16 protein-coding genes are annotated in these 17,113 nt (G+C 35.9%); 13 read left to right on the top strand and 3 right to left on the bottom strand.

The window, feature by feature from the left end; all coding sequences use genetic code 11:
- Positions 1 to 103 precede the first annotated feature (103 nt).
- The 4 genes from CLU97_RS04385 (at position 104) to CLU97_RS04370 (ending at position 4,280) form a co-directional block, all read left to right on the top strand.
- A complete protein-coding gene (locus CLU97_RS04385) occupies positions 104 to 1,567 on the top strand; it encodes an ATP-binding protein (RefSeq protein ID WP_183084513.1) in 1,464 nt (487 codons plus the stop codon).
- 12 nt (positions 1,568 to 1,579) lie between these two features.
- Positions 1,580 to 2,245: a response regulator gene (locus tag CLU97_RS04380; RefSeq protein WP_121486857.1), complete on the top strand. Its 666-nt coding sequence runs from the start codon at positions 1,580 to 1,582 to the stop codon at positions 2,243 to 2,245.
- A gap of 85 nt (positions 2,246 to 2,330) precedes the next feature.
- Entirely contained in the window at positions 2,331 to 3,098 is a 768-nt protein-coding gene (locus CLU97_RS04375) for an IS5 family transposase (protein WP_121486240.1), read from the top strand.
- 114 nt (positions 3,099 to 3,212) lie between these two features.
- On the top strand, positions 3,213 to 4,280 hold the full coding sequence (locus CLU97_RS04370) for a type I restriction endonuclease (RefSeq protein ID WP_121486856.1): 1,068 nt from the start codon (positions 3,213 to 3,215) through the stop codon (positions 4,278 to 4,280).
- A gap of 218 nt (positions 4,281 to 4,498) precedes the next feature.
- Here CLU97_RS04370 and CLU97_RS04365 read toward each other — a convergent pair whose 3' ends face one another.
- The 3 genes from CLU97_RS04365 to CLU97_RS04355 form a co-directional block, all read right to left on the bottom strand.
- Positions 4,499 to 4,948 (bottom strand): GNAT family N-acetyltransferase, encoded by a 450-nt coding sequence (locus tag CLU97_RS04365; RefSeq protein ID WP_121486855.1) that lies wholly within the window; start codon positions 4,946 to 4,948, stop codon positions 4,499 to 4,501.
- A complete protein-coding gene (yihA, locus tag CLU97_RS04360) occupies positions 4,941 to 5,564 on the bottom strand; it encodes a ribosome biogenesis GTP-binding protein YihA/YsxC (RefSeq protein ID WP_121489647.1) in 624 nt (207 codons plus the stop codon). The genes CLU97_RS04365 and yihA overlap by 8 nt, the downstream gene beginning before the upstream one ends.
- Positions 5,565 to 5,626: 62 nt before the next feature.
- A complete protein-coding gene (locus tag CLU97_RS04355) occupies positions 5,627 to 6,388 on the bottom strand; it encodes an alpha/beta fold hydrolase (RefSeq protein WP_121486854.1) in 762 nt (253 codons plus the stop codon).
- A gap of 272 nt (positions 6,389 to 6,660) precedes the next feature.
- Between CLU97_RS04355 and mraZ the strand changes: the two genes are divergently transcribed.
- The 9 genes from mraZ (at position 6,661) to murG (ending at position 17,051) form a co-directional block, all read left to right on the top strand.
- Positions 6,661 to 7,119 carry a division/cell wall cluster transcriptional repressor MraZ gene (mraZ, locus tag CLU97_RS04350; RefSeq protein WP_121486853.1) on the top strand — a complete coding sequence of 153 codons (459 nt, stop codon included), beginning with the start codon at positions 6,661 to 6,663 and terminating at the stop codon, positions 7,117 to 7,119.
- Positions 7,120 to 7,167: 48 nt separating this feature from the next.
- Entirely contained in the window at positions 7,168 to 8,061 is an 894-nt protein-coding gene (gene rsmH / locus CLU97_RS04345; RefSeq protein WP_121486852.1) for a 16S rRNA (cytosine(1402)-N(4))-methyltransferase RsmH, read from the top strand.
- Positions 8,062 to 8,126: 65 nt separating this feature from the next.
- Positions 8,127 to 8,492: an FtsL-like putative cell division protein gene (locus CLU97_RS04340; protein WP_002981890.1), complete on the top strand. Its 366-nt coding sequence runs from the start codon at positions 8,127 to 8,129 to the stop codon at positions 8,490 to 8,492.
- A complete protein-coding gene (locus tag CLU97_RS04335; RefSeq protein ID WP_121486851.1) occupies positions 8,476 to 10,467 on the top strand; it encodes a penicillin-binding transpeptidase domain-containing protein in 1,992 nt (663 codons plus the stop codon). Before CLU97_RS04340 ends, CLU97_RS04335 begins: the two co-directional genes overlap by 17 nt.
- A gap of 44 nt (positions 10,468 to 10,511) precedes the next feature.
- Entirely contained in the window at positions 10,512 to 11,972 is a 1,461-nt protein-coding gene (locus CLU97_RS04330) for a UDP-N-acetylmuramoyl-L-alanyl-D-glutamate--2,6-diaminopimelate ligase (protein WP_121486850.1), read from the top strand.
- 54 nt (positions 11,973 to 12,026) lie between these two features.
- The gene (gene mraY, locus CLU97_RS04325; protein ID WP_105702237.1) at positions 12,027 to 13,268 is read left to right on the top strand and encodes a phospho-N-acetylmuramoyl-pentapeptide-transferase; all 1,242 of its coding nucleotides are present in this window, start codon (positions 12,027 to 12,029) and stop codon (positions 13,266 to 13,268) included.
- An 87-nt stretch (positions 13,269 to 13,355) separates the two neighbouring features.
- Entirely contained in the window at positions 13,356 to 14,693 is a 1,338-nt protein-coding gene (murD, locus tag CLU97_RS04320) for a UDP-N-acetylmuramoyl-L-alanine--D-glutamate ligase (protein ID WP_121486849.1), read from the top strand.
- A 17-nt stretch (positions 14,694 to 14,710) separates the two neighbouring features.
- Positions 14,711 to 15,949, top strand: coding sequence for an FtsW/RodA/SpoVE family cell cycle protein (locus CLU97_RS04315; protein ID WP_047421942.1), 1,239 nt, complete (start codon positions 14,711 to 14,713; stop codon positions 15,947 to 15,949).
- A gap of 1 nt (position 15,950) precedes the next feature.
- Positions 15,951 to 17,051, top strand: a complete 1,101-nt coding sequence (gene murG, locus CLU97_RS04310; protein WP_121486848.1) for an undecaprenyldiphospho-muramoylpentapeptide beta-N-acetylglucosaminyltransferase — start codon at positions 15,951 to 15,953, stop codon at positions 17,049 to 17,051.
- The last annotated feature ends 62 nt before the right edge of the window (positions 17,052 to 17,113 follow it).

Here is a 17,113-nt window from a genome sequence, read left to right as displayed (position 1 = left end):
AGAATGTGAGCAGCTTGACAGTGCTTTCTTTTATTTTGATAAAGCTCGTGATTTATTCCTGCAAAGACAGGATAGTTTAGGTGCCGGAAAATGTTTAAACAATATGGCAATTATTCAGGAGCAATTTGGTGACAACTATGGAAGCCAGGAAACCTCGTTAGAAGCCATAAAATATCTTAATGAAAACAATCCGGCTAACTACGAATACGTAAAATCAAACTATAATAATCTGGGAATAACCAGTTATAATCTAAAAGAAAGTGATAATGCCATCCGTTTTTACAATCTTGCCATAAAATTCAACCCTAGCCCTGACGAAAAAACAACATTCATTAATAATAAAGGAAATGCATACCGTCAAAAGAAAGATTATAAAAATGCATTACAAATGTATGCATCCATTTTAAAATTCCCCTTCAAAGATAAAAAGCTATTAGCCAGAGTTATTACCAACCAGGCCAGAACTAAATGGCTCCAGAATCCCGCTTATGATCCCATTCAGGAATTTAATAAAGGATTAGATATCCGAGTTAAGGAACACGATTTATATGGGCAGGTATCCAGTCATTCTCACTTAGCAGACACCTATCAGGAAAGAGATCCACAAAAAGCTTTATTTCATGCAAAAAAAATGTACGAGCTTGCAAAAGAAATAAAGAACCCAAATGATGAAATTGAAGCTTTACAAAAAATTATTCTTTTAGAATCTCCCGAAAAAAGCAAATCTTTTTTTAAGGTATATCAGAGACGAAATGATAGCATTGATATTGCAAGGAAAAAAGCGAAAAACCAATTTGCTTTAATCCGCTATGAAACAGAAAAAAATAAAGCCGAAAATCTTTTACTTCAAAAAGGTATTGCTCAGAAGGAATACCAAATAACCAAACAAAATATTTTAATTGGAGGTATAAGCTTAGGAACAATCATTCTCATAATCAGTGCATTTTTTTGGTATAAGAAACGTAAACAGACTATGCTTTTAGAGTCTGACAACAAATTGAAGGAGCAACAGCTAAAAGTATCTAAAAAAGTTCATGATGTAGTTGCTAACGGAATCTATCAGGTGATGACCAAAATAGAAAATCAGGAAAATTTTGATAAGGAAAAAGCGCTGGACGAGCTTGAATTTGTTTATGAAAAATCAAGAGATATTTCCTACGAAAAACCAGAAACAAAAACTATTGTAGAATTTGATGAGAAAATATCCGGTCTTATTGGTTCATTCAAAAACGATGAAATAAATACCTTTCTTGCCGGAAATGAAAAAAATATCTGGAGTGGAATAAACGAATCTGTTAAAGATAATATCTATCAGATCATCCGCGAGCTGCTTGTCAACATGAAGAAACACAGCCATGCAAACCTTGTTGCATTCAAATTTGAAAGAAATAATAATACGGTAAAAATCCAATACACAGACAATGGAATTGGGGTTCCAGAAAATTTTTTGTATAAAAATGGATTGAGAAATACGGTTTCCCGTATTGAAACCATCGCTGGAGAAATTATTTTTGACAACACAACAGAAAAAGGGTTGAAGATTTATATCACATTCCCTACATCGTAAAAACAAAAAAGAATGTTCAAAAAAATTTTAATAGCCGAAGATCACGAAAGCATCAGTATTTCAGTACAAAAAACACTTAACGACCTAGCTATTTCCAATACAGATTATGTCTATTATTGTGATGACGCATTAGCAAAAGTACAAAAGTCTATTCGGGAAAATGATCTTTATGATTTGTTAATTACGGATCTTTCCTTTGAAGAAGACCACAATATACAAAGTCTTAAGGATGGAAAAGAATTGATAAAAACCGTTAAAGAGCTACAGCCTTCTTTGAAAATTATTGTTTTTTCGGCAGAACACCGGTCCGGAGTAATAGACAGCCTTTTTAACGAATACGGAATTAATGGCTTTGTCCGTAAAGCCCGCAATGATTCGAAAGAACTGAAAAAAGCCATCGCTTCCATCTATGTGGATGAAAATTATCTTTCTCTTGATCTTCAGCAGGAAGTAAAACAACTCAACAATTATGAGTTTTCCAACTATGATATCACCTTAGTCTCTCTTTTATCCCAAGGAGTTTTACAGAAAAACATCCCTATTTATCTGCAAAACAATGATATTAAGCCCAACAGTTTAAGCAGCATAGAGAAAAAACTGAACATTATGAAAGAAAATCTTCAGATAACAAACAATGAGCAGCTTGTCTCATTTTGCAAAGATTTGGGGATTATTTAATTCTTACCAGAATAAGAGCCTGTTTAAATTTTCGTAGAAAATTTTGTTAAGAGGCTTTCAGAGGTTGGATATTTGAAAAAAAAAAATGAAATACCCAACCGATTTAACTGAAAACCAGTGGCAATATATAAAGAAAACGATGAACCTAAAAGAGAGAAAGAGAAAATATCCTCTTCTTTTGATTTGGAACTCCTTAATGTATTTGATAAAAACAGGTTGCCAGTGGCGTATGCTTCCTAAAGATTTCCCCAAATGGCAATTGGTTTATTACTATTATATCCGTTGGACGGAGTTGGGATATTTTGACTTAATTCTAGAAAAGCTACGAATGAAAGTTCGTATAAAAAAGGGTCAGCGAGCAGAAGCCTCCTTAGGAATAATGGATAGCCAAAGTGTACGCTGGGGCAATAATAGAGGTCTTCATGGCGTAGATGGAAATAAGAAAATAAAAGGAATAAAACGCCATGTGCTAGTAGATAAGAATGGATTTTTAATCGCAGTGATGGTTTGTGTAGCCAATATTCATGATAGTAAGGCTGGATTGCTTTTGCTTAGATTACTCAGGGAAGAGCTGATGAATTTCAAGTGTATTCTTGCTGATGCAGGCTATAGAGGAGATTTTCTAGATAAAGCTCATAGCCTTTATTCATACCTGGTAAAAGTGGTAAGTCGGGATAAAGAAAAACAAGCTAAAAAAGAGTTTAAACCCGTAAGTAAACGATGGGTAATAGAAAGAACTTTTGCTTGGTTTGATAATGACAGAAGGCTTTGTAGGAACTATGAACTACTGCATGAGTCTTCCGAAAATATGACCAAATTATCCGCTATAAAATTATTACTCAATAAAATTTAAACAGGCTCTAAACTATATAAACTTTCAAAGAATGAAAGGCTATTCTGTTTACGGTTTTCCGTAAGGATTTTGTTTTAATGGAATATAAATTTGGGGATAAATAAAAATAACTGAATGGACCTTAAAATTAAACTTGAGCAACTACAACAAAAAGTATCAGGATTAAAAGATCAAATTGCAACCGAAGAAGCAACAAAAAATGCATTTGTAATGCCTTTTATACAAATTTTAGGCTATGATATTTTCAACCCTACAGAAGTGATTCCAGAGCATGTTTGCGATATCGGGACAAAAAAAGGTGAAAAAGTAGATTATGTAATTAAAAATAATAATGAACCTATTTTTATTATTGAATGTAAACATTGGAAAGAAAGTGCTGATGCTCATAATTCTCAGCTTCATAGATATTATCATGTCTCCAAAACAAGATTTGGTGTTCTTACCAATGGCATTATTTATAATTTTTATACTGATCTTGAAAAGCCCAATATTATGGATGAAAAACCATTTTTCACCATCAATATGGAAGACTTAAAAGATAGTTCAATAAAAATATTGGAAAGTTTTACTAAAAAGGATTACAATCTGGAAAGTATTTTAGACTCTGCAGAGGCATTAAAATATATTAAAGCCATTAGAAAGGAGTTCGAAAAAGAAATAGAGTCTCCTTCCGATGAAATCGTAAAGTTACTGGTAGGAAGGTTTTTTGAAAAGCCAATGACTGCTAACAGAATGCTTTCTTTTAAAGAGTATACAAAAAAAGCATTAACAAGTTCCATTAATGAATCTATTAGCTTTAGGCTTAAATCTGCATTAAATATTAACGAACAGATTGAGAAACAGGAAGATGATATAAAACCATCTCAACCTATAGATGAAAATAATGATTCTAAAATTGTTACTACAGAAGAAGAGCTTGAAGGGTTCCAGATTGTAAAAGCTATTATGCGAGAAAAAGTTCCGGCAGAACGTATTGCCTATAGAGATACATTGTCTTATTTTGGAATTTTATTGGATGACAATAATAGAAAACCTCTTTGCAGATTACATTTTAATACAGCTAACAAATACATTGAAACCTTTAGCAATGGTAAGGACGCAGGGGAAAAAACATTATTGAATAGTCTGGATGACATTTATAATTTTAGAGAAGAACTTCATAAAACATTAGAAAATTATTAGTACATATAAATAATTATATTAACTACAACAGCTTTAAACAATAAGCAACTTGTTAATTTTCTAAAAATTTCAAAATTATTCCGTCAATTACGGAAATCCGTAAGGTTACTTGTTTTAATACGCTTACTTTTGACCTAAGAAATAAGAAACACTAACAACAACCCAATATAATTTTATACAACAGTTCGAAAAGAGGTATCTCCATGGAGATACCTCTTTTATTTTCTTATCATTTCCGTATGCGGAATATCATCTTCAAGATATTTTTTACCTGTATCTACAAATCCGAATCCACTGTAAAATCTTAACAGATAATCCTGTGCGGATATTTTAATTTCAGAAGTATGAAAACGGTTTTCTATAGTTTCTACAGCATATTGTATCAGCTGTTTTCCCAGACTTTTTCCTCTTGCCTGCTCCGTAGTCAGAACTCTGCCAAAAGAAGTTTCATCATACTTTATTCCTTTATCAAATACACGGCAGTACGCAAGTACTTGTCCATCTTCCTCTGCCCAGATATGAACCCCTTTCTGATCATAATTATCCAGATCAGGATAAGGACAGTTCTGTTCAATAACAAAAACATCAATACGGGCTTTCAGTACTGCATATAGCTCAGGAACCGTAAATTCATCAAATGTTTTAATTTTCCAGATAATATTACTCATCGAAACTGATATTATTATTCTTTAAAAACTCATTCGTCTTTTGTATAAAGTTGAGAATGTTATCTCCACCCTCTTTCTTTTCCGCAGAAGTAATATACAATTCTGGAAGATCTTCCCATGTTTTATGCAATTCAGCCTTGTAAGCTTCTACATTTTTGACAACCACATTCGGCTTTAGTTTATCTGCTTTTGTAAAGACAATAGAAAACGGTATTCCGCTTTCTCCACACCATTGGATGAATTCCAGATCAATTTTCTGAGGAGTGTGCCTTACATCTACCAAAACAAAAAGATTTACAAGATTTCTTCTGTTCAGAATATAATTGGTAATCAGTTTTTCAAAATCTTTTCGCTGAACTTTTGAAACTTTTGCATACCCATATCCGGGTAAATCGGTAAGATACCAGTCCTCATTCACCAAAAAATGATTGATCAGCTGGGTTTTTCCCGGAGTCTGTGAAGTTTTAGCCAAATCTTTATGGTTCATCATCGCATTGATAAGTGATGACTTTCCTACGTTCGACCTTCCGATAAAAGCATATTCGGGAATATTTGGTTCAGGGCATTCCTGCCATTTTCCGCTACTCTTTACAAACACTGCTGTCTTGATAATCATTTTTGAATGTATTTTAGAAAAATAAACCATTAAGAAAAGCTCTTAATGGTTATTTATATGTTTTAAACTTTATCTTTTATCCAGTTGTACAGGATTTCATTGAATTCATCCGGTTTTTCCATCATGGCGGCATGGCCACATTTATCAATCCAGAATAATTCGGAATTAGGAATAAACTTGTGCATATCTTCTGCCACTTCCGGTGGAGTCACATTATCCTGCTTACCCCAGATCAAACACGTAGGAGTTACAATCTTCGGTAGATCATTCAGCATATTGTGTTTGATGGCACTTCTCGCCAGCATTACCGTCTTAATTCCCTTCATTCTGTCATTCACTACTGCAAAAACTTCATCCACAAGATCTTCTGTTGCTACCTTTGGATCATAGAAAACCTCTTCCGTCTTCTTTCTGATGTAAGAGCGGTCATTCTTTCTCGGAAAACTGTCCCCGAAAGTTCTTTCATATAATCCGGAGCTTCCTGTAAGAACAAGATTCTTTACAAGATCCGGTCTTGCCAGAGTTAAGATAAGCCCTACGTGCCCTCCCATTGAGTTTCCTACAATAGAGACGGGTCCCTCAATATGACTTTCTATAAACTTGATAATATATTTTGCGATAGTGGTAAGATTGGTATTGAGTACCGGCAGATCGTAGATCGGCAGCTGAGGAACATATACTTTGAAACCTCTATCCGAAAAAAAATCTACCATTTTATCGAAATTACTCAAACCACCCATTAACCCGTGCAACAGCACTAATGGATGTCCTTCTCCCGCTTCTACATAGGAATATTTCTTTTCTTTTTTTGTACTAAATATCATAAAACGCCTTAATAAAGCCCTGCAAAAATACAAATTAAACCTCAAAAAAATTTTGATTATCCTAATTTAAGATAAAAATAATATAATATTATCCTTTTTAACTTTTTTTTTCAAAACCGCTTTATTATGGCCCAAATAACACTTTTTACAAATCTCTTCATATCAGTATTTTACATTATTGAAATTCAATCTTTAATAAAACTTATTAACATTAAGTCAAAAAGTGGGAAAAAGTGGGAAATTTTGGAAATTATTATATAAATTTGTCCCAAATGAAAAATTTCATTGGGACATATGAGTGCAAAATTGACGACAAAGGCCGCCTGAAAGTTCCTTCATCTTTAATCAAACAGATGGAAAACTTCGAAGACAAGGCATTTGTAGTCAAAAGATCTGTGTTCCAACCCTGTCTGGAAGTTTACCCTATGAATGCATGGGACAAACTAATGGGCAAAATTAATAAACTGAACAGATTCATAAAAAAGAATGCTGATTTCATACGAATGTTTACGGCAGGAGTAAAAACAGTAGAATTGGATAATGCAGGAAGACTACAGATCTCAAAAGATCTGACAATTTTTGCAAATCTTCAAAAAGACACTGTGATTACCAGCGCGGGAGAGCTCTTCGAAATTTGGGACAAAGAAGCCTATGAAAAGGTAATTGCCACCAATGAAGCAGATTTTGCAAGCCTGGCCGAAGATGTGATGGGCTCTTTCGATGAAGAATAACTGCAGGTTATTAATAGATTATATAGTAAATAAAAAACACAATTAAGCATGTATCATAACCCCGTTTTGTTGAAGCAGAGTGTTGATGATTTGGTGACGAATCCTGACGGAATATATGTGGACTGCACCTTTGGAGGCGGAGGCCATTCAAGAGAAATCTTGAGCAGACTTTCCGACAAAGGGAGATTGTTCAGTTTTGATCAGGACCTGGATGCACTTAAAAATACAATTGATGATTCCAGATTTACATTGGTTAATCAGAATTTCAGGTTTCTGGAAAACTCATTACTGATGTACGGAGTTCCTCAGGTGGATGGTGTTTTAGCTGACCTGGGTGTTTCTTCACATCAGTTTGATGAAGCAGACAGAGGTTTTTCCACAAGAAGCAATGCTCCTTTGGACATGAGAATGAATGTAATGCAGAATCTGGATGCCAAAAGAGTAATTAATGAATATGAAGAAAGTGAACTTGCAGATCTTTTCTACCATTACGGAGAATTAAGAGAAGCAAGAAAGCTGGCAAGAGAAATCGTTCATCATAGAAAAACTAAAAGTATAGATACTACGGAAGATCTGAAAAAATTATTCAGCTATATTCCGCCTCACAAAGTGAACAAGTTCTATGCTCAGCTTTTTCAGGCAATAAGAATTGAAGTAAACCAGGAACTTGAAGTATTAAAAGAAATGCTGGTTCAGGCTTACAATGTTTTAAAACCGGAAGGAAGATTAGTCGTTATTTCTTACCACTCTCTGGAAGACCGTTTGGTAAAAAGATTCCTGAAAAACGGAATGTTTGAAGGAGAACCGGAAAGAGATATCTACGGAAATTATAAAAAGGCATTCGAATTGATAAAGAGTAAAGCAATCATTCCTGATGACCAGGAAATTGAAGAAAATTCAAGAGCAAGAAGTGCCAAGATGAGAACAGGAATAAAAGTATAAATGATAAATTATACGTGATAAGCGATATCAATTATCTTTTATCATTAATCAATTATAAAATAATAGTGGCAAAAAGAACAACAAATCGCCCCCAGAAAAGACTCACTTTTATAGATATTATAAAAGGAAACTTTCTGAACCGTGATGAGATCAAAATACATTACAAGTATTTTCTCCTCCTGTTTGTTCTGATGATGGCCATGATTTATACCAACCATCTCGTCAATAAAAAAATAAAAATTGTAAACGCCTTAAAGGAAGAAACAGAAGAATATAAATCACGAAACGCTTACGCCCAGAGTAAGCTGATCAAAGTAAAAATGGAATCAGAGCTGGGGAAAGAGGTTGCCCGGGACTCATTAATGACCCTGGAAAACCACCCTCACAAATTGCTAATAAAACTGGACAGTACAGATGCAAAAGCAAAATGAATACGACAATAAACGTAAGAAAACGTTACGATGGGGCTACCTCTTTGCAGTGGTAGCTTTGTGCGTGTTTGTCATGTTCCTGGCACGAATTGTCATCCTACAGAACACCAATGTCCAGGAAATAAAAGATGATTACATTAATAAAAACTATCGTGAAGCTACTTTAAAAGCTGCCCGCGGTAATCTTTTTGCTTCCGACGGTTCTATTCTCGCCACAACTGTGATGCGATATGACATCTATCTTGATTTCAAAACAATGAAAGATACGGTGTACTCCAATAACATCGGAGCATTAACTGATTCTCTAAGCAAAATGTTTGGAAAGTCCAGAGGAGAATTCAGACAGAAGTTTGACGAACAAAAGAAAAAGAAAAACCAGTACTATACTTTGGCAAAAGGACTGGATTTCGATCAGTACGACAGAATCCGAAAGTTCCCGATCTTCAAAAGAGGTAAAAATAAAGGAGGTTTTATTGTTGACAGAAATTATAAAAGAGAATTAGCCACTTCAGAAATCGGAGCCGGAACTATTGGAATGGATAACGGCGAGCTTAGATCCGGACTGGAAGGTGCTTTCTCAAAATATTTAACCGGAACAGACGGAAAAAGACTTGAACAGAGAATTAATTCTTCCCAATGGAAACCTATCGACTTCTGGAAAGTTCAGGAACCCGTTGACGGAGAAGATGTGTATACAACCTTAGATCTTAGAATTCAGGACATTGCACACTCTGCACTGGAGAAACAGCTTATTAATTTCGAGGCTAAACACGGAACCGTAATTGTGATGGAAGTGGAAACCGGAAAAGTACGTGCTCTTGTTAATTTAAGAAGAACAGAATCAGGAGATTATGAAGATTCTTACAACTATGCACTGAAAGATAATATCGAGCCCGGATCTACTTTTAAAACCATTTCACTTTTAGCAGCAATGGACGATGGATTCATTGATGAAAACACAACAGTAAACGTAGGAAACGGAGTTTGGGTATATGCCAAACAGAGAATCTCTGATGGTCACGGAGGAGGAACTTATGATATCAGTGATGTGTTGGCGAAGTCCAGTAACGTAGGAACTTCAAAACTGATCACAAAATATTATGCAGAAAAGCCCCAGATTTTCCTAGATCACCTGAGACGCTGGAAATTATTCGACAAAATGGATATAGAACTTCCGGGAATTACTAAACCGAAGATCTTAACTCCACAAAATAAAAGATGGAATGCTGCAACATTGGCTTCTATCTCTTACGGATACTCTTCCAATATCAACCTGCTGCAGCTGACAACATTCTACAACGGAGTGGCTAACGGAGGAAAAATGCTTAAGCCTCTATTCATTGATAAAATCATGAAAGACGGAAAGGTAATGTATAATGCAAAACCTGAAGTGATGGTGAATAAAATGGCTTCTGAAAAAGCGATTAAGATGATGACCAGCGCTTTAACCAAAGCCGTAGAAAAAGGAACCGGACGAAGCATCTTTACCCCTAACCTGAAAATGGCAGGAAAAACAGGTACTGCAAGATTTGAATACTGGCTGCCAGGTCCAATGAAGTACCGCGCATCCTTTGCAGGATTTTATCCGGCTGACGCTCCAAAATATACTTGTTATGTAATGATTAGTGAACCTAATACCGCAAAAGGATTTTATGGAGGTTCCGTTTCAGCACCGGTGTTTAAAGAAATTGCAGGAAAAACATTCCTGAAAACACCTCAGAATATTGAAAAAGAAATGCTGGTAGACAAAAAGGTAAACCTGAGCAAAATGGTAGAACCTAATGTGAAAGTAGCAGTCAATGATAAGCAAATGCCTAATGTAGTAGGATTAATCGGGAAAAATGTGATTCCGCAGCTGGAGAACTTAGGCTACCGTGTCGATTATAAAGGAGTAGGAAGAATTAAAGAACAATTCCCTCTGGAAGGCACAACAATCAGTAAGAACCAGAGAATTTATTTGTCTCTGCAGAATTAAAATAAAGATTTAAACCAGAATAAGGCAAAGCCTTATTGATAAAGATGATTATAACAGAATTAGTAAACAGAATCCCAGTCTTGGAAATTCACGGTGATAACAACCGTGAGGTTACTGAATTGGTGATCGACAGCAGAAAAGTTACAGAGAATTCTCTTTACATTGCGATAAGAGGATCCGTAGTGGATGGCCATACATTCATTGCATCTGCTATTGAAAAAGGTGCTGCCGCAATTGTTTGCGAAGAATTCCCTGAAACATTGGCGGAAAATGTAACCTATGTTCAGGTAAAAGATTCATCTAAAGCTTTAGGTCATCTTGCTTCTAATTTTTATGGAAATCCTTCACAGAAATTGAAGCTGATAGGGGTTACCGGAACTAACGGAAAAACATCTGTTTCTACCCTTCTTTTTGATGTTTTCAAAAATCTGGGGTATTCAGCAGCTTTACTTTCCACTGTTGAAATCAGAATTGATGAAGAAATAATTCCGGCTACCCACACTACTCCTGATGTAATTACCATCAACAGGATTTTAGCGGAAGCTGTAGAAAAAGGATGCGAATTTGCTTTCATGGAAGTGAGTTCACACGGGATTGCCCAAAACAGAATTGAAGGATTACATTTCAAAATAGCGGGCTTCACTAACCTTACTCATGATCATTTAGATTATCATAAAACGTTTGAAGAATATTTAAAAACAAAGAAAAGATTCTTTGATCAATTAGAAGATACAGCCATTGCCATCACCAATGTGGATGACAAAAATGGCAATGTCATGCTTCAGAACACCAAGGCTAAAAAGAAGTCTTATGCTCTGAAAACCATGGCAGATTATCACGGAAAATTATTGGAAGTGGATTTCAACGGAATGCTGTTGAACTTCAACGGAAAAGAATTCTGGACAACATTAACCGGAAAATTTAATGTATACAATTTGCTGCTTGTCTTCGGAATTGCTGAAGAACTAGGTTTCGGGCAGGATGAAATTCTTCAGGCCATCAGTAAATTAAAAAGAGTTTCCGGAAGATTTGAAACTTTCAAATCTGATGGTGGGATTTTCTTTATCGTAGACTATGCACACACTCCGGATGCGTTGGAAAACATCCTGGACAGCATTAACGATATCAGAACCAAAAATGAAAGACTAATCACTGTATTCGGATGCGGAGGAGACAGGGATCACTCCAAAAGACCTGAAATGGGAAATATTGCCACTAAAAAATCAACACTGGCAATCATCACTTCAGACAATCCGAGAACAGAAGATCCTGCACAGATCATCAAAGAAATTGAAGCAGGTGTTGAACCCCAGAATTTCAGCAAATACACTTCAATTCCGGACAGAAAAGAAGCCATAAAAATGGCCATCAAGTTTGCAGAACCCAAAGATATTGTTTTAGTTGCCGGCAAAGGCCACGAAACCTATCAGGATATAAATGGTGTGAAACATCATTTTGATGACAAAGAAGTAATTAATGAGCTTTGGAAATTAATGAGCAAGTAAATTACAAACGATAATTGATCAATTATCAATGATTATTTATTAACAATTGAAACTATGCTATACTATCTATACGAATATCTAACCGACCATGGAATTCACGTTCCGGGATTAGGAATGTTGAAATACATCTCCTTCCGTGCCGGAATGGCCGTTTTATTTTCACTTATTATTGCTCTTGTCTACGGAAAAAGAGTAATCAATTACCTGAGAACAAAACAAATGGGTGAACTGGTACGTGATCTTGGATTGGATGGCCAAAAACAAAAAGAAGGAACTCCTACTATGGGAGGGCTTATCATTATTTTGGCAACTATTATTCCGGTATTGCTGTTTACAAGAATTACCAATGTGTATATCGTTCTGTTACTGGTTTCAATGTTCTGGATGGGTGCCATTGGTTTCCTTGATGATTATTTAAAGAAAATCAAAAAAAATAAAGACGGTTTAAGTGGTAAATTCAAAATTGTAGGACAAGTCGGATTAGGGCTAATTGTCGGAATTACAATGTATTTTCACCCGGACATTACCGTGAAAAGAAAATATGCAGATGCTAAAGTAGTGAACAGAAACAATGTAGAGCAAAACTTTATGCCTACAGAAAAAATTACTGTTTCTACCGTTCCATTTGCCAAAAATAATGAGTTTGATTACAGCGGAATTTTATTCTGGATGAATGATAAAGATGCCCATGAGTGGGCATGGATTGTCTTTATTCCCATTGTAATCTTCATTGTAACAGCCGTTTCGAACGGAGCCAATATCACAGACGGAATTGATGGTCTTGCCGCAGGTACAAGCGCCATTATCTTGCTCACACTGGCTCTTTTCGCTTATCTATCCGGGAATATCATCTTTGCAGACTATCTGAATATCATGTTCCTTCCGAATATGGGAGAAACCACCATTTTTGCCGTGGCAATGGTAGGTGCCGTGATCGGGTTCTTCTGGTACAATACCTATCCTGCACAGGTTTTCATGGGAGACACCGGAAGTTTGATGCTGGGAGGAGTAATTGCCGTTTTAGCCATTATTTTAAGAAAAGAATTGCTGATTCCTGTATTATGCGGAATCTTCTTGATTGAAAATGTATCTGTAATGCTTCAGGTAGTAGTTTTCAAATACAGAAAAAGAAAATTCGGGCTGGAATATGCCCAAAACAATAGACTGTTCAAAATGTCACCATTACACCACCATTATCAGAAAGAAGGATTTCACGAAAGTAAAATCGTAAACAGAATGATCATCATCGGGGTAATACTGGCTATTGTATGTCTGATCACATTAAAAATGAGATAAATTAATTGTAAAAAGTAATAATGTATTAACGTATTAATGATTCCCACCAAGATACATTAATACAATATACATCAATACATAAATTATATGAAAATAGTTGTTTTAGGAGGTGGAGAAAGCGGATGCGGAGCTGCTTATTTGGCTAAAAAGAAAGGTCTGGAAGTATTTCTTTCAGATAAAGGAGCCATTAAGGATAACTATAAGCAGTTTCTTACCGATAATGAAATTGAATTTGAAGAAGGAAACCACGATGAAGAAAGGATTTTAAATGCAGACTGGATCGTAAAAAGCCCGGGAATTCCGAAAAAGGCAGACATCATCAATAAAATTCATGAAAAAGGAATCAGACTTTCCTCTGAAATTGAATTTGCTTCTGAATTTACAGACGCCAAGATCATTGCCATTACCGGAAGCAACGGAAAAACAACCACCACTTCCCTGATCTATTATATCCTGAAAAATGACGGATTGAATGTAGGTTTGGGAGGAAATATAGGATACAGCTTTGCCAAGCAGGTTGCAGATGAAAATCATGAATATTATGTGCTGGAAGTAAGCTCTTTCCAATTGGATGATATTCAGAATTTCAGACCTTATATCTCTTTATTGTTGAATCTGTCTCAGGATCACCTGGATCAGTACAACTACAATTATGAGGAATATGCTTTGGCTAAATTCAGAATTACTGAAAATCAGGAGAATGACAACTTCTTCATCTATAATAAAGATGATGAAATGAGTAAAAATCTTCTTGAAAAGCTAGAAATAAAGGCTAAAATGATTCCTTTCTCCATCAAGGAGAAGTTACCGGAAGGAGGTTTCATCAATGAAGATGAAATTGTGGTAAAAATGAAAGACGAATTCGCTATGAAAGTTGATGAATTGTCTCTATTGGGAAATCACAATGTAGCCAACAGCTTAGCAGCTTCTATAGCAGGTAAGATATTAAAAATCAACAATGAAAGCATCAGACATTCATTGATGACCTTCCAGGCCGTAGAGCACAGATTGGAGTTTGTAACTGAAGTTGATAACGTAAAATACATCAACGACAGTAAAGCAACCAATGTAAACGCTACTTACTACGCCTTAGAAAGCATGAAAACACCAACCGTATGGATTGTTGGTGGATTAGATAAAGGAAATGACTATACCGAAATTGAAGATTTAGTCAAAAGAAAAGTAAAGGCAATCGTCTGCCTTGGAATAGACAACAAGAAAATCATAGATTTCTTTAAAGATAAAAAAGAAGTTATTTATGATACTTCAAGCATGGAAGAAGCCGTGAGAATTTCAAAATCATTGGCTAAAAAAGGCGATACCGTCTTATTATCTCCATGTTGCGCAAGCTTTGACTTGTTCAAAAGCTATGAAGACAGAGGACGCCAGTTTAAAGAACAGGTATTAAAAGCCAATGGCCATTAGCCAGAATAGCATTAGATATGGACGAACAGAACACAGAAAGCAGATTTGAATTTCTAAAGGGCGATAAAGTACTTTGGATGGTCATCCTTGTGATCTCCATTTTCTCTATTTTCCCCGTATACTCTGCAAGTTCAAATCTTGAATACATTGTTAATAACGGGACTACAACAGGTCACGTTATCAAGCATATGTTCTTTGTAGTCTTAGGTTTAGCCATTATGAGACTGGTAGGAACCATAAAATATGAATACATTGGAAAGCTCAGCAGCATCCTGCTCGGACTTATGATTGTTCTGTTGATTGTTACCATGTTTACCGGACAAACCATTGATGGAGCCAGTGCTTCCAGATGGCTGAAAATCCCGGGAACACCCATCTCCTTCCAGCCTTCATCATTTGCTTTTTTAATGCTCATCATTTATCTGTGTAGATATTTGACCAAAAAAATTACCAGAGAAAGGCTTCCGATAGAGAATATTATGTATATTTTCGGACCTATCCTGCTTGTTTTTGTACTGGTAGCCAAAGATAATGGTTCTACAGCATTAATGATTTTGATGGTTTCTGTGGTTGTTCTTGTGATAGGACAGCTTCACTGGAAATATATTGCAGGGTTTATCTCAGCATCATTTGTAGCCATTGTACTATTTTTATTAATAGCACTGAATACAAATATGATTGGCGGAAACCGTGTTCATACATGGATGAGCCGTGTAGAAACATTTACCTCAAGCAAGGCGAAATCAGCCGATGTAGATGATGAAAGCGTAAAAGCAAAAAACTATCAGGTAATGCAGGCCAAAGCAGCCATTGTACATGGTGGAATTACCGGGATGGGACCAGGAAAAAGCGCATTGAAACAAATGCTGCCACAATCTGCCTCCGACTTTATTTTTGCGGTTATTGTAGAAGAATACGGAGTAATAGGAGCTGCTTTTCTGATCAGTTTATACCTGATCATGATGATAAGGATTGTAATGATCGCCAGCAAAATGCCGGCCTTCTTCGGATCGTTGCTCGTGCTCAGCCTCGGGGTAATGATCTTTATTCAGCTTTCGGTCAACATAGCTGTTGCCGTGAATCTGATTCCGGTAACAGGGCAGCCGCTTCCTTTGATAAGTTACGGAGGAACCTCCATGCTGGTTACCTATTTGCAGTTAGGCATTATTTTAAATATAAGCTCAAGAATCCAGATTTATGATGAAGAAGGAATGGGCAAAAAACAAAGTATAGCAGAAATAAACGATATCGCTTAAAATGGACAAAAAATTGAAAATATTATTATCAGGCGGAGGAACAGGAGGACATATCTTCCCTGCCATCGCTATTGCTGATGAGATCAGAAAAAGATTTCCTGATGCAGAATTTTTGTTCATTGGTGCCAATGGAAAGATGGAAATGGAAAAAGTTCCACAGGCAGGCTATAAAATTGAGGGAATTGATATTGCCGGAATTGACAGAGGAAATCTGCTATCGAATCTGGGACTTCCTTTCAAGATCCTGAAAAGTTTATCAAAATCTAAAAGGATTATCAAAAACTTTGCTCCGGATTTTGCCGTAGGAACAGGAGGATTTGCCAGCGGACCTGCTCTTTATGAAGCAAGTAAAATGGGAATTCCTATTTTCATCCAGGAACAAAATGCCCATGCAGGAGTAACCAATAAAATTTTAAGCAAGAAAGCTAAAGCCGTTTTCACCGCTTACCCTAAAGTAGAAGGTTTTCCAGCAGAAAAAATAAAATTTCTCGGAAATCCGATTCGTGAAAACATTGTTTCAGGAATGCAGGATACTGCTCAGGCAAAAGAAAAAATGGGATTAAATAAAGACAAACTTACGATTCTGTCTGTAGGAGGTTCTTTAGGTTCCAGAACATTGAATAATGCATGGAAGTCTCATTTAAAACAAATTGTAGATCAAGATTATCAGCTGATCTGGCAGACAGGAAAGCTTGATTATAAAGATATTTTAGCAGAAACAAAAGATACAGATACCAGAAATATTCAGATCCTTGAATTCATCAAAGATATGGAGCTGGCTTATTCTGCAGCGGATATCATTGTTTCCAGAGCTGGAGCTATTGCCATTTCAGAATTGGCTGTAGCACAAAAACCGGTGCTTTTGGTACCTTTCCCTTTTGCTGCGGAAGACCATCAAACCAAAAATGCCATGAATCTGGTTGAAAAAAATGCTGCAAGAATGGTGAAAGACTCTGAAATGCAGGAGAAATTCTGGAATACATTATCAGAAATCTGCGAAAATGAAAGTGTAAGAAAAGAAATGTCGGACAATCTTAAATATTTTGCCAAGCCCAACGCCGCAAAAGAGATTGTAGACGAAATTTTTAAAGTAATAAAATGATTAAGAAAGGCTTCGACAAGCTCAGAGTAAAATAAAACAGTTAGTATTAGATCTGTCACCCT

Source organism: Chryseobacterium sp. 7 (assembly GCF_003663845.1).
GTDB lineage: Bacteria > Bacteroidota > Bacteroidia > Flavobacteriales > Weeksellaceae > Chryseobacterium.
The sequence above is the reverse complement of the archived record's forward strand: the minus strand, read 5'-3'. Positions and strand labels throughout refer to the sequence as shown.